22 protein-coding genes are annotated in these 25223 nt (G+C 48.0%); 6 read left to right on the top strand and 16 right to left on the bottom strand.

Translation table 11 applies throughout. The features are described 5' to 3' along the window. Positions 1 to 9 precede the first annotated feature (9 nt). The gene (locus tag ACWHAR_RS10470) at positions 10 to 744 is read left to right on the top strand and encodes an ABC transporter permease (protein WP_223204429.1); all 735 of its coding nucleotides are present in this window, start codon (positions 10 to 12) and stop codon (positions 742 to 744) included. A gap of 314 nt (positions 745 to 1058) precedes the next feature. Here ACWHAR_RS10470 and iolJ read toward each other — a convergent pair whose 3' ends face one another. The 10 genes from iolJ to iolA form a co-directional block, all read right to left on the bottom strand. Further along, on the bottom strand, positions 1059 to 1931 hold the full coding sequence (iolJ, locus tag ACWHAR_RS10465) for a 6-phospho-5-dehydro-2-deoxy-D-gluconate aldolase (RefSeq protein WP_032875546.1): 873 nt from the start codon (positions 1929 to 1931) through the stop codon (positions 1059 to 1061). A 20-nt stretch (positions 1932 to 1951) separates the two neighbouring features. Continuing rightward, positions 1952 to 2788 carry a 2-keto-myo-inositol isomerase gene (gene iolI / locus ACWHAR_RS10460; RefSeq protein ID WP_032875544.1) on the bottom strand — a complete coding sequence of 279 codons (837 nt, stop codon included), beginning with the start codon at positions 2786 to 2788 and terminating at the stop codon, positions 1952 to 1954. A gap of 87 nt (positions 2789 to 2875) precedes the next feature. Then, complete coding sequence (locus tag ACWHAR_RS10455; protein WP_032875540.1) at positions 2876 to 3745, bottom strand: sugar phosphate isomerase/epimerase family protein; 870 nt, start codon at positions 3743 to 3745, stop codon at positions 2876 to 2878. Between the two features lie 19 nt (positions 3746 to 3764). Beyond that, positions 3765 to 4799 (bottom strand): Gfo/Idh/MocA family protein, encoded by a 1035-nt coding sequence (locus ACWHAR_RS10450; protein ID WP_032875537.1) that lies wholly within the window; start codon positions 4797 to 4799, stop codon positions 3765 to 3767. 22 nt (positions 4800 to 4821) lie between these two features. Next, positions 4822 to 6117, bottom strand: coding sequence for an MFS transporter (locus ACWHAR_RS10445; RefSeq protein ID WP_032875534.1), 1296 nt, complete (start codon positions 6115 to 6117; stop codon positions 4822 to 4824). A 12-nt stretch (positions 6118 to 6129) separates the two neighbouring features. Then, entirely contained in the window at positions 6130 to 7026 is an 897-nt protein-coding gene (gene iolE / locus ACWHAR_RS10440) for a myo-inosose-2 dehydratase (protein WP_032875530.1), read from the bottom strand. 15 nt (positions 7027 to 7041) lie between these two features. Next, positions 7042 to 8955, bottom strand: coding sequence for a 3D-(3,5/4)-trihydroxycyclohexane-1,2-dione acylhydrolase (decyclizing) (gene iolD / locus ACWHAR_RS10435; RefSeq protein ID WP_032875527.1), 1914 nt, complete (start codon positions 8953 to 8955; stop codon positions 7042 to 7044). A 24-nt stretch (positions 8956 to 8979) separates the two neighbouring features. Further along, the gene (gene iolC, locus ACWHAR_RS10430) at positions 8980 to 9972 is read right to left on the bottom strand and encodes a 5-dehydro-2-deoxygluconokinase (RefSeq protein WP_032875524.1); all 993 of its coding nucleotides are present in this window, start codon (positions 9970 to 9972) and stop codon (positions 8980 to 8982) included. 23 nt (positions 9973 to 9995) lie between these two features. After that, entirely contained in the window at positions 9996 to 10811 is an 816-nt protein-coding gene (gene iolB / locus ACWHAR_RS10425; protein ID WP_032875521.1) for a 5-deoxy-glucuronate isomerase, read from the bottom strand. A 73-nt stretch (positions 10812 to 10884) separates the two neighbouring features. Then, positions 10885 to 12348, bottom strand: coding sequence for a methylmalonate-semialdehyde dehydrogenase (gene iolA / locus ACWHAR_RS10420; protein WP_032875519.1), 1464 nt, complete (start codon positions 12346 to 12348; stop codon positions 10885 to 10887). A gap of 445 nt (positions 12349 to 12793) precedes the next feature. Between iolA and ACWHAR_RS10415 the strand changes: the two genes are divergently transcribed. The 3 genes from ACWHAR_RS10415 to ACWHAR_RS10405 all read left to right on the top strand — a co-directional run bounded on the left by ACWHAR_RS10415 (position 12794) and on the right by ACWHAR_RS10405 (position 16072). Further along, a complete protein-coding gene (locus ACWHAR_RS10415; RefSeq protein WP_007614879.1) occupies positions 12794 to 13549 on the top strand; it encodes a DeoR/GlpR family DNA-binding transcription regulator in 756 nt (251 codons plus the stop codon). A 77-nt stretch (positions 13550 to 13626) separates the two neighbouring features. After that, positions 13627 to 14559 (top strand): aldo/keto reductase, encoded by a 933-nt coding sequence (locus ACWHAR_RS10410; RefSeq protein WP_032875516.1) that lies wholly within the window; start codon positions 13627 to 13629, stop codon positions 14557 to 14559. Between the two features lie 124 nt (positions 14560 to 14683). Beyond that, positions 14684 to 16072 (top strand): sugar porter family MFS transporter, encoded by a 1389-nt coding sequence (locus ACWHAR_RS10405; protein WP_032869301.1) that lies wholly within the window; start codon positions 14684 to 14686, stop codon positions 16070 to 16072. A gap of 42 nt (positions 16073 to 16114) precedes the next feature. On the opposite strand, the gene htpG is transcribed toward ACWHAR_RS10405, so the two are convergent. Together htpG and ACWHAR_RS10395 are read right to left on the bottom strand one after the other, a co-directional pair. Further along, complete coding sequence (htpG, locus tag ACWHAR_RS10400) at positions 16115 to 17995, bottom strand: molecular chaperone HtpG (protein WP_032875513.1); 1881 nt, start codon at positions 17993 to 17995, stop codon at positions 16115 to 16117. A 171-nt stretch (positions 17996 to 18166) separates the two neighbouring features. Continuing rightward, the gene (locus tag ACWHAR_RS10395) at positions 18167 to 18415 is read right to left on the bottom strand and encodes a hypothetical protein (protein WP_032875510.1); all 249 of its coding nucleotides are present in this window, start codon (positions 18413 to 18415) and stop codon (positions 18167 to 18169) included. Positions 18416 to 18542: 127 nt separating this feature from the next. Between ACWHAR_RS10395 and ACWHAR_RS10390 the strand changes: the two genes are divergently transcribed. After that, positions 18543 to 19364: an SDR family oxidoreductase gene (locus tag ACWHAR_RS10390; RefSeq protein ID WP_032875507.1), complete on the top strand. Its 822-nt coding sequence runs from the start codon at positions 18543 to 18545 to the stop codon at positions 19362 to 19364. A gap of 56 nt (positions 19365 to 19420) precedes the next feature. On the opposite strand, the gene ACWHAR_RS10385 is transcribed toward ACWHAR_RS10390, so the two are convergent. From ACWHAR_RS10385 to ACWHAR_RS10370, 4 genes are all read right to left on the bottom strand, one after another. Continuing rightward, a complete protein-coding gene (locus ACWHAR_RS10385) occupies positions 19421 to 20020 on the bottom strand; it encodes a response regulator transcription factor (protein WP_032875505.1) in 600 nt (199 codons plus the stop codon). Then, positions 20017 to 21153 carry a sensor histidine kinase gene (locus tag ACWHAR_RS10380; RefSeq protein WP_032875502.1) on the bottom strand — a complete coding sequence of 379 codons (1137 nt, stop codon included), beginning with the start codon at positions 21151 to 21153 and terminating at the stop codon, positions 20017 to 20019. The genes ACWHAR_RS10385 and ACWHAR_RS10380 overlap by 4 nt, the downstream gene beginning before the upstream one ends. Positions 21154 to 21271: 118 nt before the next feature. After that, positions 21272 to 22321 (bottom strand): fatty acid desaturase, encoded by a 1050-nt coding sequence (locus ACWHAR_RS10375; RefSeq protein WP_032875498.1) that lies wholly within the window; start codon positions 22319 to 22321, stop codon positions 21272 to 21274. A gap of 242 nt (positions 22322 to 22563) precedes the next feature. Next, complete coding sequence (locus tag ACWHAR_RS10370; RefSeq protein ID WP_032875496.1) at positions 22564 to 23721, bottom strand: TetR/AcrR family transcriptional regulator; 1158 nt, start codon at positions 23719 to 23721, stop codon at positions 22564 to 22566. Between the two features lie 141 nt (positions 23722 to 23862). On the opposite strand from ACWHAR_RS10370, the gene ACWHAR_RS10365 reads away from it, so the two are divergent. Then, positions 23863 to 25200, top strand: coding sequence for an aldehyde dehydrogenase family protein (locus ACWHAR_RS10365; RefSeq protein WP_032875494.1), 1338 nt, complete (start codon positions 23863 to 23865; stop codon positions 25198 to 25200). The last annotated feature ends 23 nt before the right edge of the window (positions 25201 to 25223 follow it).

Genomic DNA, 25223 nt, shown 5'->3' with positions numbered 1-25223 from the left:
GCGAAATACTTGAAAAACATTTTATTTGTAGAACGTTTAAAGCTTAAGCGATCAAAGTTATGGATCATCTATTTATTAGGGCCTTTGTTAGGTGTATCCCTGGCATACACTAACTTTATTAAAAACTATAACCTTTTTATGAATCCTGGAGACAATCCCTGGGTAGAGGCTTGGACACAAGTTGCCTTATTTATGGGCCCTTTTGTATTGCCTATCGTAGTGGGAATTTTCGCCGCCCTTGTTTGCAGGGGGGAACATGTAGGAGGCGGTTGGAAACAGCTTCTAGCCTTACCAGTCAAACACTCAGATATCTTACTGGGAAAGTTTCTGACAGTGGTCCGCATGATATTCATTAGTATGTTCATTTTAATCCTCTTATTTATTGGATTCGGTTATATGTTAGGCATAAGCGGGACTCTTCCTTTACTTACAATTCTAGGTTATGGAATTAGAGGGATCTTAGCTTGTTTACCATTAATTTTATTGCAGCTTATTGTTTCAATCAGGTCTAAAACATTTGGCATACCACTCGCTGTTAGCATTGTTTTTACATTACCGGCCATTATTATTGCCAGTACACCATTAGGTCAAGTATATCCATGGACACAGCCTATGTTAGCAATGTCACCCGAAGATGAATCACCGATTCAATCAAGCTTCCTATTTTACTCAATTATGGTAATAACATGTCTCGGTCTCCTGGTTTACGGAATAAGAAATTTTACTAAACGAGACCTTACGTAGGGTATATGCGGTATAAACTTATGAGAATTCGAGACAAGGTAATAATGAAATCACTGCGAAAGATAAAGATACATGACTTATAGATTATTTTAACAAAAAAGACAGTTACCGACGTCATCGATAAAGAAAAGGAAAATAACGAATTCTAGTTTTCATAACTATAGTAAACGAGGGGGCAAGCTGTATACAATTCGCTTGGATTGAAAGTGCCTGAAAAGGTTGAACAGGTTGATTTGATTGTGATACTTTGGTGAAACGCGAGAAGGAAATAAACGGAAAGACGAAAGCACTCACGATGTTGTGAGTGCTTTTCATCAGCCGACCTGCTGCTTTACGGCTTTACCGGCTGATCCGAACTCTCTCATTTTGCTTCGCACCGTCTCTTCCACGGCTTCAATGCCGGGTGTCATGTAGCCGCGCGGTTCGTACAGATCGCTGTTTTTCTGAAACATGCGGCGTGTTTCGTCTGTCCAGGCTGCCATACATTCCGTATTGATATTGATCTTCGCGTGGCCGAGCGTGATGGCTTTTTTGATCTGATCCTGCGGAATCCCGGATGCTCCGTGAAGAACGAGAGGAATATCAGTCATGCGGGAGATAGCCTCCATTTCTTTAAATCCGAGATTCGGTTCACCTTGATATTTGCCGTGGACGGAGCCGAGGGCGGCGGCCAGCGCGTCGATATTGGTTTCTTTGACGATCCGCTCACATTCGGCGACATCGGCATAGCGGACACCGCCGACCAGCCCGTCTTCCATGCCGCCGACCGTACCGACTTCTGCTTCTACTGAGACGCCGTGCTTAGCGGCATAAGCGGTAACTTCTTTTGTCATCGCGATGTTCTCATCAATCGGATGATGGGAGCCGTCAATCATCACTGAGCTGAATCCGGCGTCAATGGCCTGTCTGCAGCGTTCCGCACTGCTTCCGTGATCAAGATGGAGCACGACGGGAACGGTAATCGCCATTTCTTCCATTAACGCGCCGACCATGGCGGAAATCGTTTTAAATCCGCCTAAATAGTCGACCAGACGATCGGAAGCCGCGGCGATGACCGGCGATTGCTCCTTTTGCGCCGCTTGCAGAATCGCCTTCGTCCATTGGAGGCCGTTGATATTAAACTGGCCGACTGCATAATGCTCCCGTTTCGCTTCTGCAAGAAGATGTTTCATGGTGACAAAAGCCATGTTCACCCCTCCTTTTTCCATTAGATATTGAAGTATTTTGATACGACGTCCACTGTTGTTTTTTTCGCTGTTTGAATGGCTTCCTCAGCACTCAGCTTATAGTATTCAGGGCGGAAGAGCTCAACCGATACAACATCTGAAAAACCGATTTCCTTCAGTGCTGATAAGTGGGCATCTAAGTCAATCGCCCCTTGTCCCGGCCAGACGCGGTCTTCATCCGTTAAAAAGCCGATCGGGAAGTCTTCTGTATCGTCGATATGATAGATGAAAATTTTCTTTCCGTCCGCCTGCTTCAAGCTCTCAATATTGGAGCCCATCGCGTGGAAATGGAAGCTGTCAAACACCAGTCCGACATTATCGCGGCCGACAGCGTTCACGATGTCATACGCCTGTTCAAATGTATTGACCGTACATTGCGGGTGGCCGACAAATTCAAGCGCGATTTTTACGCCGTACGGCTCCGCGATATCTGAAAGCTCAGTCAGCACCTCTACACTGCTCTTTTTGATCTCTTCTTTTACAATCTTCTGCTCTGTCACAAGCGGCACGGCCACCACATATTTCACGCCGAGCGTCCTGCAGGTTTCCATCATGCTTTTGAATTCCGAAATGATTTCCCTATAGCCCTTCTCATCACGGTTGTTGAAAAAAACCAATGCGTTCAGGGCAAGCGGTTTAATGTGATGGGTTCGAAAATATTCCGCCAGATCGGCCAGTGAATGGTCTTTTAAGTATTCCGGCAGCTTATCCATTGTGCGGATTTCAATATAATCATAGCCGTGCTTTTCGCACAGTTCTAAATCCTGTTTCAGGTTTGAATTCTCCAGCGTAGTCGCTTCATTAAAGCAAAGTTTCATGTCAGCCTCTCCCATCCGCGTTTTCGATATGAAGGGAGTCCGGCTGGAGGGCTTGTTTGCCCCGCTCCACCGAACTCCATACTCAGCTTATGCCATACCCAGTTCTTCCTTTAATTTCTTAAGCGTGGTCCGGCTTGATTCATCCGCTCTTTCGCCGACCCAAGCAAAAACGGCGTTCGTCGCGATTCCGTCGAATTTCATCTCTCTCATCTTTCTGAAAATCGTCTCAAAATCGACCTCGCCTTGCCCGATGTCCAAATGCTGGTGAACCGTTACTTTCGCGTCAGGCGGGTTGACGATGTAGCGCAGGCCATGCGCCGCTTTATGATTAAAAGTATCTGCAAATAAAACATGTGTGAGGCGGTCGCCGGCTTCATCAAACATGGTCGCAATATCGCCTTTTCCGTCATCATAGAAGAACGTATGCGCAGTCGAGTAGACAAGATTGATCCAATCCTTGTCAAGCGCGCGGATCATATCCATCGCGCCTTTGTGCGTTTCGATAAAATCATACGGGTGAGCTTGAAGATTGAGTTTAACGCCTTCTTTTTCAAAGACGGGCAGCAGTTCATCCATGGATTTGATGAATTTTTCTTCACTTGTCAACGGATCATATTTTGAACCGCTGAATTCACTGTTCATCAAATCCACTTCAAGTTCAACCGCAATTTCGATCGCCCGTTTCCAGTTGCGCACGGCGGCCTGTCGGCGGTCTTCATCAGGACCCGCCCAGTGGTAAAGCGGAAGAAGAGAAGACAGCTTCACACCTGTATCTTTTAAAAGGCGCTTCAATTGTTTGATTTTTGCTGAATCGACTTTCGGATATTTATAGAAAGGACAAAAATCCTCGCGCGGAGACAGTTCGATATATTCGTATCCGAGTTCCGCCGTTTTATAGACCGTTTCCTCCAAAGTTAAATCATCGCGGTACATGGATGGATCTAAGGCCAGTTTCATTTCTTTCACTCCCGATCTATTATTTGTTCACAGTCGTAAATGATTGGTAGAATGCCGGTTTCTCTTGAAGCGCCACTGGCTCTTTCTGGCCGGATTCCTGAGCTTTTACGCACGCGTCAGTTGTCACCGCGGCAATATAACCGTCCCATGCCGTCGGACCGCTGACTTCGCCTTTATTCCGGATCGAATCAATGAAGTCTTGAATTTCCACATCATACGCAGCCACAAATCGGCGCTGCCAGTCCATCAGGATATCGGTGCTGAATGTCCCTTCTTTTCTCAAGCTGATGCTTGACGGTTCCGGAAGCTTGATAACGCCGTCTTCCCCGACGATTTCACATTGAATGTCATAGCCGTATTTACAGTTCACGTAGATTTCGGCATTGATGACGATGCCGCCTTTTGTTTCGATGATGACCATCTGCGGATCTTTCAGATGCGGCAGCGCATTTTTTGATTTCTTCGGATAGATCACCTGTACGGATTCATAGTCGTCATTGACGAGCCAGTGGAGGACATCAATTTCATGAACGAGCGTATCGACGACGGCCATGTCCGTTGAATAATTCGATGCGACTGTCGGGTTGCGGTGCGCACAGTGAATCATCAGCGGCTCGCCGACCACGCGGTTGTCAATCGCTTCTTTCAGCTGAACGTAACCGCTGTCATATCTGCGCATGAAACCTACCTGCACCAATCGTTTTCCCGTCTTCATTTCTTCCTCGACAATGCGCATACAGCCTTCTGCCGTTGTCGCAAGCGGCTTTTCACAAAACACGTGCTTGCCGTGCTGAATCGCTTTCAAAACGCTGGACTCATGAGCCGGGCCCCAGCTTGTCACTAAGACGGCATCCACATTTTCAGCAGCGAGGAGGCTGTCGTCATCAGGATAAACGGAGGCGTTCAAATTGAAATCCTGAACGGTCTGCTGCGCGGCCTCCTGATTCACATCTGTGACAGCGGTAATTTCCGCACCTGACAGCTTATTTGTGATGCGGTTGATGTGCTCTTTTCCGATAGCACCGGTTCCGATAACACCTATACGTAAATTCATTGATCGCCACTCCTTCTGATAATCAAATAATGGTTCTCGTCTTTCTTTTCCCGCTGCCGTCCTGAGGAGCGCCGTACAGTTCCTCCTGTATCTGTTCAAGCGACTTGCCGGACGTATTCGGCGCGAAGACAAGCCCGATGATCATACTGGCCGTCACACATATGAGCAGAATACCGGCCATAAAACCGATGCCGAATTGTGACATGATGACCGGCACAAATAAACTCCAAATGCCGATTGAAATACGGACGAGAAAGAACATGAGCCCTTGTGCTGACGCTCTGTGTTCTGTCGGGAACAGCTCGCTTGCCCACAGCTGGTAGTTCGCCTGCTGGCCGGCTCCGTTATTGATGCCGATCGCTAAAACAAACAAAAGCAGCATCGGGAGTCCCCGAAACGGCAGCAAAAACAGCGACCAGCCGACAACGGCCATACATGCGCAGATTCCGAACACCGTTTTCCGATATTTATCTGCAAAAGGCATGAAGATACAGACGACGCCGAGCCCGGTGAAGATAAACAGGGCCATCTGCAGAATGTTGGCCGTATTTGCGGATACGCCGCCGACCTGCTGGTAGATGTACGGCATGAAGAATCCCATGACGCCCGCTGCGAGATTCCATACGAGAAACACACCCATTAAAAACAAAATGTTCTTGAAAAATTTCGGCTGAAGCAGGTCAAAATAAGATGTTTTTTTTACGGCAACAGGCCGCTCTTCACTGTTTTTCCAGGCATCCGACTCAGGTAAACGCTTTCTTATCACATATGTGATCAGGGCGATCACCAATAGATGCGCAAAGACAATTTTATTTCCTAAAAGCCCGAGGTCACCGACCAAAACGGATAACAGCAGAACCACAACGGCTCCGGCGGCCCACGCCACCTGCGCCACTCCGCAATGCCTCGCCCGGTTTTTCTCAGGGGCGTTTTCCGCGATAATGGTCCATGAAGCCGTAATATCCGCGCCTACAGAAATCCCGACAATCATGTATCCGCATAACAACATGGGAAAGTTGAATCCAAACAAAACCAAACAAATTCCTAAGGCGTAGACGAGCATACTGTTTGTGTATACAGCTTTTCGGCCGACCTTATCAGCCAAATACCCGCCGAGCAGCGCTCCGACGGCCGCTGATATCGCATTTGCGCTGAAGGCGCCGAGCAATCCGATCTGACTGTCGGACAGCTTCAAGTAGCTGACCCACATAGATAAACCCGCTGATCCTGCCACAATGGAACCTGCATCAATGTAATTTGCTAATGCTGCGGCGATAGTCCTTTTGCTGAAAGCTGATTCCGCCTTGGCACTATTCATATAAGTCCCCCTCTAATTTGCAGGATCAAGCAGTTCACTGTCGATGTACTTTCTCGCAATCAGCGCGTACTCAAGCGGATTGGCGACTGCCGGGTCTTGTTCGGCTTCGATGACGATCCAGCCTGAATAATCATGACGGACGAGCGCTCGGTACACTTCGGTAAAATCGATGCATCCGTCTCCGGGAACCGTAAAAATGCCTTGTAAAAACGACTGCCTGAATGACTTGCCTTCCTGTCTGCACCGCTCCATAATGTCAAACCGCGCGTCCTTGAAATGAACGTGTCTGATCCGATCCATATGCTTGTTGAGAATCGTCATATAGTCTCCGTCCGAGATATAGGCATGGCCGGTATCATATAGTAAATGGACATACCGCGGGTCCGTTCCATCCATCAGCCGGTCAACTTCTTCCGCCGTCTGGACGCCTGTGCCGAGATGATGATGAAACGTGAGATCCAGCCCGTATTCGTCAGCGATTTTCCCGAGACGGTTCAAGCCTTGGCACAGCGTATCCCATTCTTCATCTGAGAAGTGCGGTTTTTTCTTAAATACATCAATGTCCAAGCCTTGAACACTGTACGTCTGTTCAGAAACGGTGGCGACATCCGCTCCGACTTTCTGCAAATAATCACAGTGTTCTGTAAATTGTTCAGCCGTTTTTTCAATACCGTCTTGTATGATAAAGCTGCTGAACCATTTCCCCGCAATCCGCAAGTTCCGGAGAGCCAGCTCCTTATTGAGGACGGAGGGTTCAGGGAAAAACCCTCCCACTTCCGTACCTTGAAAGCCGGCGACAACAATATCGCTTAACAAATGCTGCAGCGTATTCCCGGCTCCGATTTCCGGCATATCGTCATTGCGCCACCCAATAGGAGCGATGCCCCACAGAATATCTTGTTTGCCCATCGTGATGCCTCCCCTCTAGTACTGCTTCGCAGACTTCAGCTTCGTCTCTTTCGCTTCGTATGCCCGCTGAACGCTTTCCTGCTCTGACACTTCCGCCACGCCGACATGCCACCAGCTGTCATAGCCGTCCGTCATCGTTTTCGGCAGAACCTTCATTTCAATTAAAGTGGATACATCTTGCGTTTTCGCATCTTCAAGCGCCGCTTTCAGTTCTTCAACCGTATTGGCTCTGTAAGTTTTAGCGCCGTAGCCCTCTGCCACCTTCGCGTAATCAACGTTTAAAATCTGATTGTCCTCGGTGCGGAACTCGCAGAAATAACTGCCGCTCCCGTGATCCATCTGCAGGTTGTTGATACAGCCGAATCCCGAGTTGTCAAAGAGCAGGACATTGATTTTTTTGTTATATTGAAGCGCGGTAATCAGCTCTGAGTGCAGCATCAGAAAGCTTCCGTCACCGACGAGAGAATAGACTTCTTTGTCGGGATGAGCCAGCTTGAGGCCGAGTGTGCCCGATACTTCATACCCCATGCAGGAATAGCCGTACTCGAGGTGGTACGTATTCGGGACGTTGGAATGCCACAGCCGCTGCAAATCTCCCGGAAGAGACCCCGCCGAGCTGATGACGACGCTGTCTTCAGGAATCGTGTCATTGATGGTCAACAGCGCCGTTGTCTGCGGCAGCTCAGTCTCGAGCGCGTCGGCATACTCGTTTAACACGTCCTGTGAGAAATGGTTTTTAATTTCCGGTTTGAACGCGTCACGTGTAAAAGTGACCTTGCCGAGCCGGTCCCGTTCAGCCAGCCATTCATCTTTCCAATCTTTAATCGCCGTGCCGAATGCACTTTTATATCCGTCTAATAAGCCGTGCAGCCTGCCGAGCGTCACTTTCGCATCGGCTACGACCTGAAACGCGTCAAGCTTGTAAGCCTGCATGCGGCTGACATTGATATTCAAAAATTTTGCTTTGTCAAAATCAAACGCCGTTTTCGAGGATGTCGCAAAGTCCGTGTACCGTGTGCCGACACCGATGATCAGATCAGCCTGGCGGGCGGCTTTGTTTGCGGCGAGTGTGCCCGTGATGCCCATGCCGCCAAGATTGTTGGCGAAATCAGCTTCAACCGTTGACTTGCCGGCCTGCGTTTCGACAAGCGGAATGCCGTATGTTTCAGAAAGCGCGATTAATTCCTCACGCGCGCCGGAGTACTTCGCGCCTCCGCCCACTAAAATGACGGGACGGCTGCTCTCCTTAATTCTCTCTGCGGCGCCTTTCAGCTCACGCTCGCTCGGCTGCATCCGGTCAATGTAATGAACGCGTTTTTCAAAGAAGCTTTCATCAAAATCAAATGCTTCTCCCTCTACATCCTGAGAAATGCAGATGGTCGCCGGACCCGCTTTTGCCGGATCTGTCATCACTTCAAATGCCCGGATTAAGCTGCTCATCAGCTGCTCGGGGCGGGTGATGCGGTCCCAATAGCGGGACACGGGCTTTAACGCATCGTTTGTCGTGACGGCGGCACTGTATTCCTGCTCCACCTGCTGAAGCACCGGGTCAGGCTGCCTCGTCGCAAAGGTATCGGCCGGAAGCAGCAGCACCGGGATATGATTGGCCAGCGCCGTACCCGCGGCAGCCGTCAAGTTAGCGGCACCCGGACCGACCGAAGTCGATACCGCGTAAATTTTTCTTCTCAGCATCTGCTTGCTGTATGCCATCGCGGCATGCGCCATGCCTTGTTCGTTTTTGCCTTGATAGACTTTCAGGTGCCCGGCGTCCTGCTCAAGCGCCTGCCCGATCCCCAACACATTTCCATGGCCGAAAATCGTGAAGATGCCCTCAACGAACGGCTCTTCTTTTCCGTCAACATGAATGTACTGCCGGTTCAAGAATTTTATCAGCGCTTGTGCTGTCGTTAAGCGAATTGTATTACCCACAAACGATCCCACCTTTTATACGTTCTATTTACCGTTAAGACTGTGCTGCGCTTCAATCAGTTCGATGATTTCACCGGCAGCCGGCATTGCTTCTGAGGAGCTGTGTCTGCTGACGACGATGGAAGCGGAAGCGCTCCCGTATTTTAAAGCCGTTTCAATATCCCGGCCGCTGACAAGTCCGTAGATGAAGGCTGACGCATAGGAATCACCCGCTCCGAAGGTCTTCAGCACCTTTGTTTTATAGGCATGCGCCCGGAAAACTTCTCCCGATCTGCTGTATGCGTATGATCCGTCAACGCCATGCTTAATGACGACAAGATCAGCGGAGTGGGCAAACAAATAGCGGACGGTTTCATCGTTATCTCCGCCGCTGCGGTTTTCCATTACGTCAAATTCGTCACGCGTACCGATGACGATATCGGATTGTTCCGCCGCCAGCGTGTAGTACACGGCTGTTTCTTCTGCCGATTGCCATGTATACGGACGGTAGTCGAGCTCAAACACGACTTTTACGTCATGTTTTTTTGCGATATGCACCGCTTTTAAGACGGCTTCGCGCGACGGGCTTTTCGCAAGCGCCGTACCTGAAACGAGCAGCATTTTCGCGTTTGCGATGTAGCCTTCATTGACTTCGGACGGCTCAAGATACAAATCCGCCACGTCATCCCGGTACATCAGAATGCTGCACTCTTCGGGACTGAGAATTTCCGTAAAAGCGAGCCCGGCTTTGCGCCCTTCTCTGTCAACGGTCATTTGTGACGTATCAACGCCCTTTTCCTGCATATAGGAAACGATGAATCTGCCGTGCTGGTCATCCGGGATTTTGCCGATAAAACCTGCTTTTAATCCGAGCTTGGCGCTGCCGATCGCAATATTTGCCGGGGAGCCGCCGACATATTTAGAAAACGTCATCGTTTCTTCCATCGGCCGGTTGTATTCCGCCGCGTTCAAATCAATACACGCGCGTCCGATCGCGACAATATCAAACTCTTTTTCTTCATTAAACGTATATTTCATCGTTATCTGCCACTCCTCACTGGTTAGCGTTTCAGGATCCATTCATGGGCCGGATCATTATGAAACTTCCATTTTCGTGTCGGTCCCGCCATTACATTCAGGTAGTAAGAGGTATACCCGTCCGGAACACCAACCGGGTGATAGCCCGCCGGGACGATGACAACGTTTTCATTTTCTGCGGTCATCGTCTCGTCAATCGAGCGGTCGTCCGTGTACACACGCTGGAAGACAAACCCCTGCGGCGGGTCCGTTTCATGGTAATAGGTTTCTTCTAAAAAGGATTCAGCCGGCAGATTGTCTTGGTCATGTTTATGAGGCGGGTAGCTCGACCAGTTGCCGCTGTCCGTGTAAACTTCAACAACGAGAAGGCTGTTTGCCGATGGATCTGAATCGGGGAGAATATTATGAACGGTTCGTTTGTTTGCCAGCTTGCCGCGATGTTCCACACCGTTGTCTTCCGCTTTAATCAGCTTTGTCGGAAGCTGGCGTTCGGACGGAGAATAGCACAGCGCGACCCTCGCCCCGCTGACCGCTGTGATTCCAAAAGAGCGGTCATTGGACACATAAACGCTGTCCGTCGGTTTTCTTTCAAATACGCTTTCACGGGTGCCGATGCTTTCAAATGTCTGATCATAATCAGTGACGGTGATTTTTCCCGTTACCGCAACGATGCAGCACTCCGTCTTTTTCAAATCTTCTGTATATGCGGAACCGGGAGTGAGGTCAACGACTTTAAATCCGACGTATTTGAGGTCTGAATTGGCTGAAGTGACGTCATGTATGATGTTCACGCCTTGAGAAATCTCATCGGCCTGCGGTTTGCGCAGCAAATGACTCATGTTTATTCCTCCTTAATTGATGGTAAAAGAAAACCCGGACGGAATCACAAAGCCGTCCGGGCCGGCTGTCAGATCAATTGAAGTCAGGAGACGGGTATCGTGCCGTCACGACTTTTTTACGTGTATAGAAGTCGACGCTGTCTTTTCCGTTTGCGTGCAATGTGCCGAAGAAAGAAGACTTCCAGCCAGAGAACGGGAAGAATGCCATCGGCGCCGGGACGCCAAGGTTGATGCCGAGCATTCCCGCATCAATATTTTCACGGAAGTAGCGGATCGCGTTCGCATTTGAAGTGAACAGACACGCGCCGTTCGCAAATTCAGACTGGTTGGCGATGTCCACCGCTTCTTTTAAGTTTTTCACGCGGATGACCGACAGAACGGGCGCAAAGATTTCATCTTTCCAGATCGTCATATCCGTCGTCACGTTGTCAAAAATTGTCGGTCCGACGAAATAGCCGTCTTCCGTTGCGTTTTCACGCCCGTCACAAAGAAGTCTCGCTCCTTCTTCGATGCCTTTTTCAATATAGCTGTGCGTCCGTTTTTTGTTGTCCTCGCGGATGACCGGGCCTAAGAACACGCCGTCATCCAGTCCGTTTCCGATCTTGATGTCTGCGACCTTTTCCTGTAATTTCGCCATAAACTCATCGGCGATTCCCTCTTCAACCGTCACAACCGCGCATGCCATGCAGCGCTCTCCTGCCGAACCGAATGCCGCGCCGATAATGTTTGTCACCGTATCTTCAAGGTGGGCGTCATTTAACACGATCGTATGGTTTTTCGCGCCCGTTAACGCCTGCACGCGTTTCAAATGTTCGCTGCCTTTTTTGAAAACATACTCGCCGACAGGTTTTGAACCGACGAATGAGATGGCTTTAATCTCCGGATGTTCAAGAACGCCGTTTACGACGTCATGCGCGCCGTGCACGACATTGAAGACGCCCTTCGGCAGACCGGCCTGTTCAAACAGCTCTGCCAGTTTTTCCGTTAACAGCGGCGTGCGCTCAGACGGCTTCAGAATGAAAGTGTTTCCTAATGAAATCGCCATCGGGAACATCCAGCACGGGACCATCATCGGGAAGTTGAACGGTGCGATACCGCCGACCACCCCGATCGGATAGCGGTAGTTCGCCGCCTCTACATCCGTCGCGATGGAGGCGAGTGAATCGCCCATCATGAGTGACGGCGCTCCCGCTGCGAATTCGACGTTTTCAATTCCGCGTCCCACTTCACCGAGTGCTTCCGTCGTGTTTTTACCGTTTTCCAAAGTGATCAGACGGGCAAGCTCTTCTTTGTTCTGCTGGAGAAGCTGCTGATAGTTAAATAGAATTCTCGCACGGCGCGGCACTGCCGTCTTTGACCATGTTTGAAACGCCTCTGACGCTGAGCGGACGGCGTATTCCACATCCTCCCGCGTAGAAATCGGAACCTGGCACATCACTTCTTTTGTAGCCGGATTGACAACGTCTTCATATTGATCTGTCTTACTTTCAACCCATTCACCATTGATGTAGTTTTTCAGTTTTCTGATCTCTGCCATTCTCATTGCCTCCTTAAATAGTAAGCATCCTGTTCAACTGGGTAATAACGGATGAATATATTCATCTTTTACATATAAAAGACATGAATTAAACGCTTACAAATGCTAAAATGATGGTGACTCCCAATCTTTCCATGTAAAAGTTGATCATGTGACGGAAAAAAGCAAACGGTTACATCTTTCACTTTTGATTTTATAGGTTATATTTTGGTCATTTCTTGGTTACATTGTAAGCCCAACAAACCTTCAAGTCAATCTAAAAAATCAAAATTTTTTCATTATTTTTATCATGCTTTTTTTGAACGGGAAAACAGGAACTTGGAGAACCGTGTCGAATCGTACGGTGTGAACCCTCTTTTTTATCATTTGTTAAGTAACTATTGATTAACTTCTGGTGTTTATTATATATTTTAATTACTTTAAGAATTCTAGAAGGAGTTTTTTTATGAAACTGATGCGGATTCAGGAGATGGAAGAATACATTCTCAAACACGGAGCCACTTCGCTGGATGAGCTGTGCGAGGTATTCAACGTCTCTAAAAACACGGTCAGACGCGATATTAATAAGCTTGCGGAAAAAGGGGTTATCAAAAAGGTATACGGCGGCGTGACGTCAGCCGAAAAATCTGTGCTCGTCCCTTTTGAAAACCGCACCATTCAACATCAGGATGAAAAAATCAAAATCGCCCGCTATGCGTCACGATTTATCGAGGATCATGATCTTGTGTTTATTGATTCCGGCACGACGACCAAATCGATGCTGGAGACGCTTGATCCCGATAAGAATGTAACGGTTTTGACGAACAGCCTTGATATTATTAACGCGGCTTCATCCATGAAAAATATCGACCTGATCATCATCGGCAATAACTACAAACGGAAGACAAGGTCGTTTGTCGGCATTGATGATCCGAGCACACTCAATAAATACAACATTAACAAGGCGTTCATGTCCGCTACCGGGACAACGATCACCCACGGCCTGACGAATTCCGACTTACTGGAATACGAGGTGAAAAAGAGAATTTCCGAAAAGGCGAACGAAGTGTATCTGCTCGCGGATCATTCCAAATTCGGCAAATCCACGCTTTTGACATACGCGCCTTTCGACCGGCTTCACAGCATCGTCACTTCTCAGCAGCTCGATGAGGAATATACGAAGTATTGCCAAGAGCATCAAATCGACATTCACTTGGCATAGCGTTATAGTTAATAGAGAACGCTGCCGTATTTTTCCGGCAGTCGCTATGATATCCAATTTTTTCAGGGGGCGAAAACATGAGCAAAGTAACAATCGGCAAAACTGACCTACAGGTATTTCCGATCGGTTTGGGAACAAATGCGGTCGGCGGACACAATCTCTATCCGAATCTGAATGAAGAAACAGGAAAAGAATTGGTCCGGGAAGCGATTAAAAGCGGCGTTACCATGTTAGATACCGCCTATATTTACGGTGTGGGCCGTTCTGAAGAATTAATCGGCGAGGTGCTGAAAGACTTTAACCGCGAGGATGTCTTCATCGCCACAAAAGCCGCTCACAGAAAAGAAGGCGATGACTTTGTTTTCGACAACTCACCGGCCTTTTTGAAACAATCGGTCGAAGACAGCCTGAAACGCCTGCAGACTGATTACATTGATTTATTCTACATCCATTTCCCGGATGAGCACACGCCGAAGGACGAAGCCGTTCAAGCATTGAATGAGCTGAAAAAAGAAGGAAAAATCCGTTCCATCGGCGTATCCAATTTCTCATTGGAGCAGCTGAAAGAAGCCAATAAAGACGGCTTAGTCGACGTGATTCAAGGAGAATACAACCTGCTGAACCGTGAGGCGGAAAAGACTTTCTTCCCTTATACGACAGAACACGGCATCTCATTCATTCCGTACTTCCCGCTCGTATCCGGACTGCTGGCCGGCAAATACGACGAGAACACAACCTTCCCTGAAGGCGACCTGCGCAATGACCAGGCGCATTTCCAAGGGGAGCAGTTTAAAGAAAACATCAAAAAAGTCAACCAGCTCAAACCAATTGCCGAAAAGCACAATGCCGATACGGCGCATATCGTGCTTGCCTGGTACTTGGCGAGACCTGAAATCGATATCCTGATTCCGGGCGCCAAACGTGCGGATCAATTAAAAGACAACATGAAAGCAGCCTCCATTACGCTATCTGCTGAAGAAATCGCGTTTATCGACAAGCTGTTTTCCTAAGAAAGAAAAAAAAACACGCCTTTTAAAAGGGGCGTGTTTTTTATGTTTATATTTTTCTCTTCGGGGAATGAAATAGTTATCTAAATAAACTATTATGCGTTCCAAAAGATGAGGAGGATCATCTGTGAAGAAAAACACCAAAAAATACCTGATTTACTTTTTCGGAGCATTAGGCGGGCTGCTTTACGGCTATGACACCGGTGTGATTTCAGGGGCTTTGTTATTTATTAACAATGATATTCCTTTAAACACGCTGACCGAAGGATTGGTCGTCAGCATGCTGCTGCTCGGTGCGATTTTCGGGTCCGCCTTAAGCGGGACATGCTCTGACCGATGGGGCCGGAGAAAAGTGGTTTTCGTCCTTTCACTCATTTTTATTATCGGCGCGCTTGCGTGTGCGGCTTCGCAAACCGTCACCATGCTGATTATCTCCCGTGTCATTCTCGGGTTAGCCGTCGGCGGCTCAACGGCGCTGGTTCCCGTTTATCTATCTGAGATGGCGCCGACAAAAATACGCGGAACGCTCGGCACATTGAATAACTTAATGATTGTAACCGGAATTTTACTCGCATATATTGTGAATTACATATTCACCCCGTTTGAAGCTTGGCGCTGGATGGTCGGTCTCGCCGCAGTACCGGCGGCGCTTTTATTAATCGGAATCGCGTTTATGCCGGAATCTCCGAGATGGCTCGTCAAACGCGGCCGTGAGAAGGAAGCCAGACAAGTCATGGAAATGACTCACGACAAAGAGGATATCGCCGTTGAATTGGCGGAAATGAAACAAGGTGAAGCCGAGAAAAAAGAATCTACACTCGGCTTGCTGAAAGCCAAATGGATCCGCCCTATGCTGCTGATCGGGATCGGCCTCGCCATCTTCCAGCAGGCGGTCGGTATCAACACGGTGATTTACTATGCGCCGACCATCTTTACAAAGGCCGGACTCGGCACTTCGGCGTCCGTTCTCGGCACGATGGGCATCGGTGTCTTAAACGTCATCATGTGTATCACCGCCATGATCTTAATTGACCGGATCGGCCGGAAAAAACTGCTGATGTGGGGAAGTGTCGGCATTACCTTGAGCCTGGCGTCACTATCAGCCATTCTCCTTCTGGCCGGCCTGTCAGCTTCAACGGCATGGCTGACCGTGCTGTTTCTCGGCATCTATATCGTTTTCTATCAGGCGACATGGGGTCCCGTTGTGTGGGTCCTGATGCCGGAGCTGTTCCCGTCAAACGCACGCGGAGCCGCAACAGGATTTACGACATTGATTCTGTCGGCAACCAACCTGATCGTTTCACTGGTATTCCCGCTTATGCTGAGCGCCATGGGCATCGGCTGGGTATTCGGAATATTCTCAGTCATTTGCCTCTCATCCTTCTTCTTCGCCGCTTACATCGTTCCTGAAACGAAGGGCAGAAGTTTAGAAGAAATCGAAACGCACTTGAAAAAACGGTTCTCCTTAAAGAAGCGCAGCAAACAAAATCAAATTCTTAAACAGCGCACACTGTAATAAAAAAAGGAATCGCCCCCGCCGGGCGATTCCTTTTTAGCGTCATACCATGACTTTGCAGATGTCATTCGTAAACTCGACCGGATCATGGATCGGCAGCCCTTCAATCAGAAGCGCCTGATTGTAGAGAAGGTTTGTGTATAATGCAATCTTTTCCCGATCTTGTCCGTGAGCGTTCTTTAACGTCTCAAACACTTCGTGATTCGGGTTGATTTCCAGCACTTTTTCCGCTTTGACCTGCTGGCTGTCAGGCATGGCGTTCAACACTTTTTCCATTTCGATCGTCACTTCGCCGTCTGTCGCAAAGCAGACCGGATGGGATTTTAAACGTTTCGATGCTCTGACGTTCTTTACTTTATCCGCAAGAATCTCTTTCATGCTTTCGAACAGGTCTTTATATTCGTTCTCTTCGGCTTCAGTCTGCTTTTCATCTTCGTCACTGTCGATGCCTAAGTCGGCGCTGGATACGGATTTGAACTCTTTTTCCTCATAGCTTGTCAGCATTTTGATCGCGAATTCATCAATATCTTCCGTGAAATATAAAATCTCGTAGCCTTTGTCCGCCACCATTTCAGTTTGCGGCAGCTTTTCAATCCGCTCATATGAATCGCCGGACGCGTAATAGATATATTTTTGATCCTCAGGCATTCTGGACACATATTCGTCCAGAGTGACGAGCTTTTTCTCCTTAGATGAATAGAAGAGAAGCAGATCTTTTAATACGTCTTTATTCGCGCCGAAATCATTATAGACACCGAATTTCAGCTGTCTGCCGAAAGATTCATAGAAAGATTCGTATTTTTCCCTTTTGTTCTTCAGCAGGCTCTTCAGCTCGGCTTTGATTTTTTTATTGATGTTTTTCGCAATCAGCTTCAGCTGGCGGTCGTGCTGCAGCATCTCTCTGGAAATGTTCAGCGACAGATCCTCAGAATCCACCATGCCTTTTACAAAGCTGAAATGATCCGGCAGCAGGTCGGCGCATTTGTTCATGATCAGCACGCCGTTGGAATACAGCTCCAATCCTTTTTCGAATTCCTTCGTATAATAGTCAAACGGCATGTTTTCCGGAATAAACAAAATCGAATTGTAGCGCACCGCTCCATCGACGCTGATATGCACATGGGTCAGCGGTTTATCAAAACCGTAATGCTTCTCGGCGTAAAAAGCCTCGTAATCCTCATCCGTCAGCTCGCTTTTGTTTTTTCTCCAGATCGGCACCATGCTGTTGACCGTCTGTTCTTCCTGAACTTCTTCAAATTCGTTCTCGCTGCCCTCTTTCGGCTTGTTGACCGTCTCTTCCATTTTGATCGGGTAGCGGATAAAATCAGAGTACTTTTTCACGATCGCTTTGATGCGGTAGTTTTCTAAAAACTCATCATAGCTTTCATCTTCTGTGTTTTCTTTTATTTTCAAGGTGATTTCCGTACCGACGGTTTCCTTGTCACACGGCGCGATCGTGTAGCCGGCAGCCCCTTCCGACTCCCACACATACGCCTCGTCACTGCCGAGCGCTTTACTTTTCACCGTGACTTTATCAGCCACCATAAACGCCGCATAAAATCCGACGCCGAACTGGCCGATAATGTCATGGCCGTCTTTCGAGTCATTTTCTTGCTTGAAAGCGAGTGAACCGCTTTTCGCAATCGTGCCGAGATGCTGTTCAAGCTCGTCTTTTGTCATCCCGATACCGGTGTCTGTGACGGTGAGCGTTCTCGCTTCTTTGTCCGCCGTCACTTTTATGTAGTAATTGTCTTGATCAAACGTTAATGAATCATCGGTTAACGCCTTGTAATAGATTTTGTCAATCGCATCGCTCGCGTTGGAAATTAACTCGCGGAGAAAAATTTCCTTCTGCGTGTAAATGGAGTTAATCATCATGTCCAGCAATCGCTTGGATTCTGCTTTAAACTTTTTTTTCCGCACTTCAGATCTCTCCTTTAATTATGCTTTGATGTTATGTAAAATCTTTTCAGCATCTATTTATCATATACAGTGACAATTGTCAACTAGCATTAGCAGATGCATATATTGTAAATTTAACATGTTAATGGATTCATTTCACCCATTTTATTAATAAAAAAGAGAGAATGTTGATCATCCTCTCTTCTCTGCTTCTTTCCGGCGGCCGAATTCCTTCTTCATCCATATGTATGACGGGTAGAAAAACAAACTAAATAAGATAAGAGATCCCAAGTTTCGCAAAGACTCATGCAGAACATTTCTTACAGTGAGAGGAAATGTGATGTCCTGAAATAGAATAGAGATAACGGTGTAAATCACAAATCCCATAGGAACAATGGCATAACAATAAAACGCTATCTCCTTCTTATGCTGTATCTTCAAAATATGTAAACCTCCCAATGATATATATACATAATATTAACATATTTAATAGGTATTTAGAAATAGACCTCCATATGTTTATCCCCCTATTCAGCGGGAACAGATATAAAAAAGGAGGAATCGCAATATGGGAAGATTAACAGACAAAACCGCAATCATCACAGGGGCCGCGACAGGCATCGGACAAGCGACGGCACGGGTTTTCGCCGATGAAGGCGCCCGCGTGATCTGCGGTGACATCAATGAAAGCGAACTGAACGAAACCGTCAGCGCCATCAGAAAAAACGGCGGAGAAGCAGAAGCCTTTCACCTTGATGTATCAGACGAAGAAAACGTAAAGTCTTTTGCGGACAGCATTCAGCAAAAGTACGGAGCAATTGATATTCTGTTTAACAATGCCGGTGTTGACCAAGAGGGCGGAAAAGTCCATGAATACCCGGTCGACCTGTTTGACCGGATCATCGCCGTCGATCTGCGCGGCACATTTCTGTGCAGCAAATACCTGATTCCGCTCATGCTCGAAAAAGGAGGCTCCATCATCAACACCTCCTCCATGTCCGGCCGGGCCGCAGACCTTGACCGCTCCGGCTATAACGCCGCAAAAGGCGGAATCACGAACCTGACGAGAGCGATGGCCATTGATTACGCCAGAAGCGGAATCCGCGTCAATTCCTTATCGCCGGGGACGATTGAAACGCCGCTCATTGATAAATTGGCAGGCACGACAGAAGACGAAATGGGCGAAGCGTTCCGTGAAGCCAACAAATGGATCACGCCGCTCGGCCGGCTCGGAAAACCGGAAGAAATGGCAGCCGTCGCGCTCTTCCTCGCTTCAGACGACAGCTCTTACGTCACGGGAGAAGACATCACCGCAGACGGCGGCATCATGGCATACACTTGGCCGGGGAAAATGCTGATTGATAAGAAGTGGAAGGAAGAGACGGAGTGACGGTGAAAAAGAAACAAGCCAGTGCAAAAACACTGGCTGAACAAGCTGAGGGCGGGTTACTTAAACCAGCCCTTTTCCTTTGATCGGGTAATGGCTTCAATTCGATTTTTCACTTCTAATTTATCAAGGATCATCGAAACGTAATTGCGGACTGTGCCGCTTTTAATGCTGAGGGCGTTTGCGATTTCTTTCGTGTTTTTTCCGTCTGCCACAAGCTCGAGCACCTCTTTTTCCCGTTCGGTCAGCGGGTTCTCTTCACTATAGATGTCCTCCATTAATTCAGGTGCGTAGACGCGTCTTCCTTTCATGACGCTGCGGATGGCGCTGACGAGCTCATCGCTCGGGCTGTCCTTGAGCATGTACCCGCTGACGCCTGCTTTTAGCGCCCGCTGAAAATAGCCGGAGCGGGCAAAGGTCGTCAAAATGATGATTTTCACACCGCTGTCCTTGAGTTCTTCTGCCGCTTCAAGGCCTGATTTCCCGGGCATTTCGATATCCATCAGACAAATGTCGGGCGCATGTTTTCCCACGAAATCGATGGCATCCTGGCCGCTTGTGCCTTGGCCGACAACCGTCATATCCTCTTCTAAATTCAACAGTGAACCGAGTGCGCCGAGCAGCATTTGCTGATCCTCGGCAATGAAGATGTTGATCATCTGCTACCATCCTTTTCTTTTGATTTTGAATCATTCGGGATTCTCATGGTCAGCTTTGTTCCGGCGGCTGTATCGACGGCTAAACTGCCGTTTGCGAATTCAAGACGTTCCCTCATTCCAAGCAGGCCGTGCCCCTTTGAAAAAAAGCGGTCTTCTTTGCATTGAAAGCTGCCGTCATCTTCCACCGTAATGACAACCTCTTTCCAAAGCTGCTGAATGGTGATATGGCATACTTTGGCGCCGCTGTGCTTCACGACATTGGTGACGGCTTCTTTTATGCACATGCTGACGATGTTTTCGTTCAGCAGAGAGATATGTTTTGGCGCTTCTTTTTCTTCATACACAAATTCAATTCCTGCCGCTTCAAGAATTTGCCGAACATTGCCGAGCTCATCCTTCAATCGGATGCCTTTCATCGATGAGACGATTTTTCTGACCTCATTTAAGGAGGTGCGGGCCGTCTGCTGCACGCTTTTCAGCTCAGTGCGGGCCTGTTCAGGGTCCTTGTAAATCAGCTTTCGGGCGAGGTCGCTTTTCAGTCCGATTAAGGAGAGCTTTTGTCCAAGTGTATCGTGAAGATCCCGGGCGATGCGCTGCCTTTCTTCCAGCTTCACAAGATCGGCGATTCGCTCATTTGCATATTCTAATTTCTCTTCAAGGCGCTCCCGTGCCTTTCTGCTTCGAATGCTGAGCGGGAGCAGGATGGCACTGATCAGTGTAATGACGATAAACGGAATCTGTGTCAAAAACCACTCTTTTTTCAGAACAAGGCTGAAGTTGACGGCAACCGCCGCACTGATGATATGAATGTAATATAAGATGTAAAATGGAACTTTGTCTCGGATATGGCCGATGAAGTAGGCGATAAAGAAGGCGAAATAAATATAGCTGAACAGCATGGCTGAGCCGGTCGAAATGCCGATCAGAAGAAGCGCCCATAAGTAAAGCGGCCAGCCTTTTGCAACAAATGCGAAGCGGTATGCGCCAAAGAAAACAAGTGTGAAAATGATGCCGGCCACGATGACAAAGGTAGAAGAGCTTTTAAAAATAAAATAAAAAGGCAAGATGAAAAAAATCATCCATATATAAGGAGAAATCCCGTTCAGTTTTTGAAATTTAAAATACTTCTTCATCTTTGTTCCACCTTCTGCTGCTTGTGTCTACCATCACTTTATCAAAACACCGCCTTCATTGCATCCTCACGCATGAAGAGAAGGCTCTTTCTGATAAGAGAAAGAGCCGCGCGCCATATCAGGCATTTTTCTTTAAAGGTTCTTTCGGCACCGGATGGGGCGCCGGTTTTTTCCGCGCCTCCCGAAAGGTGACAAATTGCTTTTCGTCCTCATCCCACAAACGGAATTTCATGGATTCAAGACTTGTTTTAAGCGTAATGGTCGGTACGTTTTTTAAAGGCTCGTGCCCCTCATGAGCGGCTTCCAGCTTGTAGTTCGGCACTTTCGGGCTTAAGTGGTGGACATGATGGTAGCCGATATTGCCCGTCAGCCATTGCAAAAGCTTCGGAAGCTTGTAAAAGGAGCTTCCTTCTACCGCGGCCTGCACATAATCCCAATGCTCATCTGCTTCAAAATAAGAATCCTCAAACGTGTGCTGAACATAAAAGAGCCAGACGCCGATTGACCCCGAAATAAGGAAAATCGGACCCTGAACAAGCAAAAAGTTTTCCCAGCCGACAAGCAGGCACGTCGCAGCAGCCAATAAGACAATCGCCGCGTTCGTGAAATAGGTGTTCCAGCGCTCCTTGCGGCGGGCGCCTTTTACATTAAAACGGTTTTGAATCAGAAATACGTAAATCGGTCCGAGAATAAACATAATAAACGGATTGCGATAAATTCTGTAGCGTATTTTTGTCCAAGCTGAGGCTTCGTTGTATTCCTTGACAGTCATCATCCAAATATCGCCGGTGCCCCGTTTATCTAAGTTGCTGCTTGTCGCATGATGAATGGAGTGGCTGCGTTGCCATTGAAGGAACGGAAACAGTGTCAGCACACCTGAAATAAACCCGAACAGCCGGTTCAGCTTCTTTTGTTTGAAAAAGGATTGATGGCAGCAGTCGTGGAAAATAATAAAGATTCTTGTCAAAAATCCCGCTGCTATAACAGTAAAGGCGAGGGTCAGAAGATAGGAGACATCAAGGCTGAGGTAAGCAAGAAACCAAAGGGCAAAGAACGGCACAAACGTGTTGAAAAGCTGAATGACACTATGCTTTGTATCGGCGCCGGAAAATGCGGCAACCTGCTTTTTTAAAGACGCTTGTTTTTGAGTTGCGGCATGATTGATCATAAATGTCATGTCCCTTCTTTTTCATTATGATCCCAAGTATAACGGGGCGCCAGACGCTTTTGTAGTAGCAGCCATCATGCCCCGAATATGACATTTGTCATGTTTGGCGGCAGAATGCTGATCAGGCGTCATAAGGTTTCTTTTTTATAAGGGATAAAGCCGGACACTTCATATCGGCACTTCTCAAAGAAAACAGCAAAAAAGAACCCGCCTGTTTTCGGCTGAGTTCTTTTTCATCATCCTCACAGCAAAATCACCCGATACTTCTTCACATCCAAAAACTGCAGAAACTCCCGGGCCAGCATGTCCGGCGCGTGGTCTTTTCCTTCATGAAGACGATATTGAATCAGACCGACGAGCATGGACGCGACATAATATGCATAGAGCTTTTTCCCCGCCTGAATGTGCAGGGGCTGATGAAGATAAAACGATTGCAGCGCTCTGAACATTTCCGGGATGACGTCAGGCACTCCGGAACCCTCTCTCAGAAAATGGACGAGCGGCATGCCGTCCGACAGTGCGGAAAAGAGACGGACGAGCGCGGCTTCCGCTTCTTCCATGGAACAGTCGGCAGGCTCTCCTTTTACGGTCAATAATCCGATCAGATCCCGGCATGATTGATGGATGATCGTTTTCAGCAATGCTTCTTTGTTGGCGTAATGGTCATAAAAAGTGGCACGGCGGAGGTTGCTTTGACGGGCAATATCGGAAATCGTAATCGCCGCGTACTCTTTTTTTTCCGCCATTAAGCCGATCATGGCTTCTTGCAAGGCCTGCCTCGTTCGGGTCACCCGGCGGTCGGCGGGCTTTTTTTCTTCTTGTTCCGGTACCCGGCGGCCGAACAGCCAGTAAAACCGTTTTTGAGAAATCAAATCCCACACCTGTCCGCTGATCGCTTCCGGGGATGCCCCGGGCTCCTCATTCAGCCAGTACAACACAATGGCATATGTGTATAACGCGCGGTAATGAATGTACATATCCTGTTCAGTCGGTGAGAAATCCGCATTGACCGGTGACAGCAGCACATCATGCCGGAACACATCTTTTAAAAAAGCATGAAAGTGAAAATACGGCATTTTATGACGGTCCATCATCGTTTGAAAAAACTCCCGATGCCGGTCAACAAAAGACAGGGTCGGATGCACTTTTTGCCATCCGCCATGTAAATGAAGAACATCTTTATTCTTCAGTGAATCATAAAGCGCTTCGCTCAGTCCGTCTTTCATTTCTTCTTCTATATCCTCTAAAATCGCATATTTATCCTCGTAATAAAGGTACAGTGTCCCCCGGCTCACGTGCGACCGTTCGGCGATGTCCTTCATGGTCACACGGCGGATATCCCGCTCTCCAAGCATGGCCAAAAGCGCTTGTTTGATGTCAGTTGTCACAGAATCCGGCATAAGAGACACTCCTTTCATTAGACAGATCACCGCAATTTGTACGGTAACGTATAGATGTGTTTACGCTGTCTTTGCCGCAAAAACACATCACATTATAATAGGCCCTGAAGAAACAAAAAAGCAACCAGAGGAGGAAGACCGATGGATCAGCATATAAAAGCAGACATCAAACGCGTCTTTGAGCTTCAGAAAAAAAATCAAAAAACGCTGCGTGCTTCAACAGCCGGGCAGCGCAGAGAAAAGCTTCAGCGCTTTTTAGATGCCGTCACCGCACATGAAGAAGAAATCATCGAGGCGATCAGACGGGACGTCCGCAAGCCTTATCATGAGGTGAAAAGAGCGGAAACGCAGGGAACGATCAAGGCGATTAAAGATAATATGAACAATCTCGACACCTGGATGGCGCCGAAACGCGTCGGCTCATCCGTCAGCCCCGACGCTGACGGCGTATTAATGTATGAGCCAAAAGGCGTCACCTTAATTCTCGGCCCATGGAATTATCCGTTTATGCTGACGATGGCTCCGCTTGCGGCTGCCATTGCGGCCGGCAACAGCGCGATTGTGAAGCTGTCTGATTTTACGATGGAGACGAGCCATATCGCCGCGACAGTTATTCGCGAGGCATTTCACGAAGAAGAAGTCGCCATTTTTGAAGGTGAGGTCGATGTCGCCACAGAACTGCTCGACCATCCGTTTGACCACATTTTCTTCACCGGAAGCACGAATGTCGGTAAAATCGTCATGACGGCAGCGGCGAAGCACTTGTCGTCCGTCACGCTTGAGCTTGGCGGAAAAAGCCCGACGATCATCGACAGCGGCTATGATTTGATGGACGCGGCGAAAAAAATCGCCGTCGGCAAATTTGTCAATGCGGGGCAAACATGTATCGCACCTGACTATCTCCTTATGAAGAAAGAAGTGCAGAGCATCTTTACAGATCTCTTGCAAACCATTGTCAATGCAGGTTTTATGGAGGATGATCATACGGTTGACCGCAATAAATTCACGCAGATTGTCAACGACCGCAACTTTAACCGTGTCAAAGCCCTGTATGATGATGCCATTGAAAAAGGGGCGAAAACGGCGTTCGGCGGCGTATTCGATGCGCATGACCGCACGATTTCTCCGACCGTGCTGACAAACGTCACGCCTGATATGAAGATCATGCAGGAAGAAATCTTCGCACCGATTCTGCCGATTATGAATTACGAAGATATCAGTGAAGCCGTTGATTACATCACTGAACGGGACAAGCCGCTTGCCTTGTATGTATTCAGCCATAATCAGGAGCTGATCGATTATGTGCTGCAGCATACGACGTCCGGCAATGCTTCTGTCAATGATGTCGTCGTTCATTTCACTGACGTCAACCTTCCGTTCGGCGGTGTCAATACGAGCGGGATCGGTTCATATCACGGTGTGTACGGCTTTAAAGAATTCTCTCATGAAAAAGGCGTATTTATTCAAGCCTCTAAATAAAAAAAGAATCCGCGCAGACGACG

The organism is Bacillus sp. LR--39, assembly GCF_053613335.1.
The sequence above is the reverse complement of the archived record's forward strand: the minus strand, read 5'-3'. Positions and strand labels throughout refer to the sequence as shown.

What these genes read in the sequence shown, in the direction of transcription:
- iolJ (WP_032875546.1), bottom strand. Translation starts at nt 1,931, where the DNA reads ATGGCTTTTGTCACCATGAAACATCTTCTTGCAGAAGCGAAACGGGAG.
- iolI (WP_032875544.1), bottom strand. Translation starts at nt 2,788, where the DNA reads ATGAAACTTTGCTTTAATGAAGCGACTACGCTGGAGAATTCAAACCTG.
- ACWHAR_RS10455 (WP_032875540.1), bottom strand. Translation starts at nt 3,745, where the DNA reads ATGAAACTGGCCTTAGATCCATCCATGTACCGCGATGATTTAACTTTG.
- ACWHAR_RS10450 (WP_032875537.1), bottom strand. Translation starts at nt 4,799, where the DNA reads ATGAATTTACGTATAGGTGTTATCGGAACCGGTGCTATCGGAAAAGAG.
- ACWHAR_RS10445 (WP_032875534.1), bottom strand. Translation starts at nt 6,117, where the DNA reads ATGAATAGTGCCAAGGCGGAATCAGCTTTCAGCAAAAGGACTATCGCC.
- iolE (WP_032875530.1), bottom strand. Translation starts at nt 7,026, where the DNA reads ATGGGCAAACAAGATATTCTGTGGGGCATCGCTCCTATTGGGTGGCGC.
- iolC (WP_032875524.1), bottom strand. Translation starts at nt 9,972, where the DNA reads ATGAAATATACGTTTAATGAAGAAAAAGAGTTTGATATTGTCGCGATC.
- iolB (WP_032875521.1), bottom strand. Translation starts at nt 10,811, where the DNA reads ATGAGTCATTTGCTGCGCAAACCGCAGGCCGATGAGATTTCTCAAGGC.
- iolA (WP_032875519.1), bottom strand. Translation starts at nt 12,348, where the DNA reads ATGGCAGAGATCAGAAAACTGAAAAACTACATCAATGGTGAATGGGTT.
- ACWHAR_RS10415 (WP_007614879.1), top strand. Translation starts at nt 12,794, where the DNA reads ATGAAACTGATGCGGATTCAGGAGATGGAAGAATACATTCTCAAACAC.
- ACWHAR_RS10410 (WP_032875516.1), top strand. Translation starts at nt 13,627, where the DNA reads ATGAGCAAAGTAACAATCGGCAAAACTGACCTACAGGTATTTCCGATC.
- ACWHAR_RS10390 (WP_032875507.1), top strand. Translation starts at nt 18,543, where the DNA reads ATGGGAAGATTAACAGACAAAACCGCAATCATCACAGGGGCCGCGACA.
- ACWHAR_RS10385 (WP_032875505.1), bottom strand. Translation starts at nt 20,020, where the DNA reads ATGATCAACATCTTCATTGCCGAGGATCAGCAAATGCTGCTCGGCGCA.
- ACWHAR_RS10380 (WP_032875502.1), bottom strand. Translation starts at nt 21,153, where the DNA reads ATGAAGAAGTATTTTAAATTTCAAAAACTGAACGGGATTTCTCCTTAT.
- ACWHAR_RS10375 (WP_032875498.1), bottom strand. Translation starts at nt 22,321, where the DNA reads ATGATCAATCATGCCGCAACTCAAAAACAAGCGTCTTTAAAAAAGCAG.
- ACWHAR_RS10370 (WP_032875496.1), bottom strand. Translation starts at nt 23,721, where the DNA reads ATGCCGGATTCTGTGACAACTGACATCAAACAAGCGCTTTTGGCCATG.
- ACWHAR_RS10365 (WP_032875494.1), top strand. Translation starts at nt 23,863, where the DNA reads ATGGATCAGCATATAAAAGCAGACATCAAACGCGTCTTTGAGCTTCAG.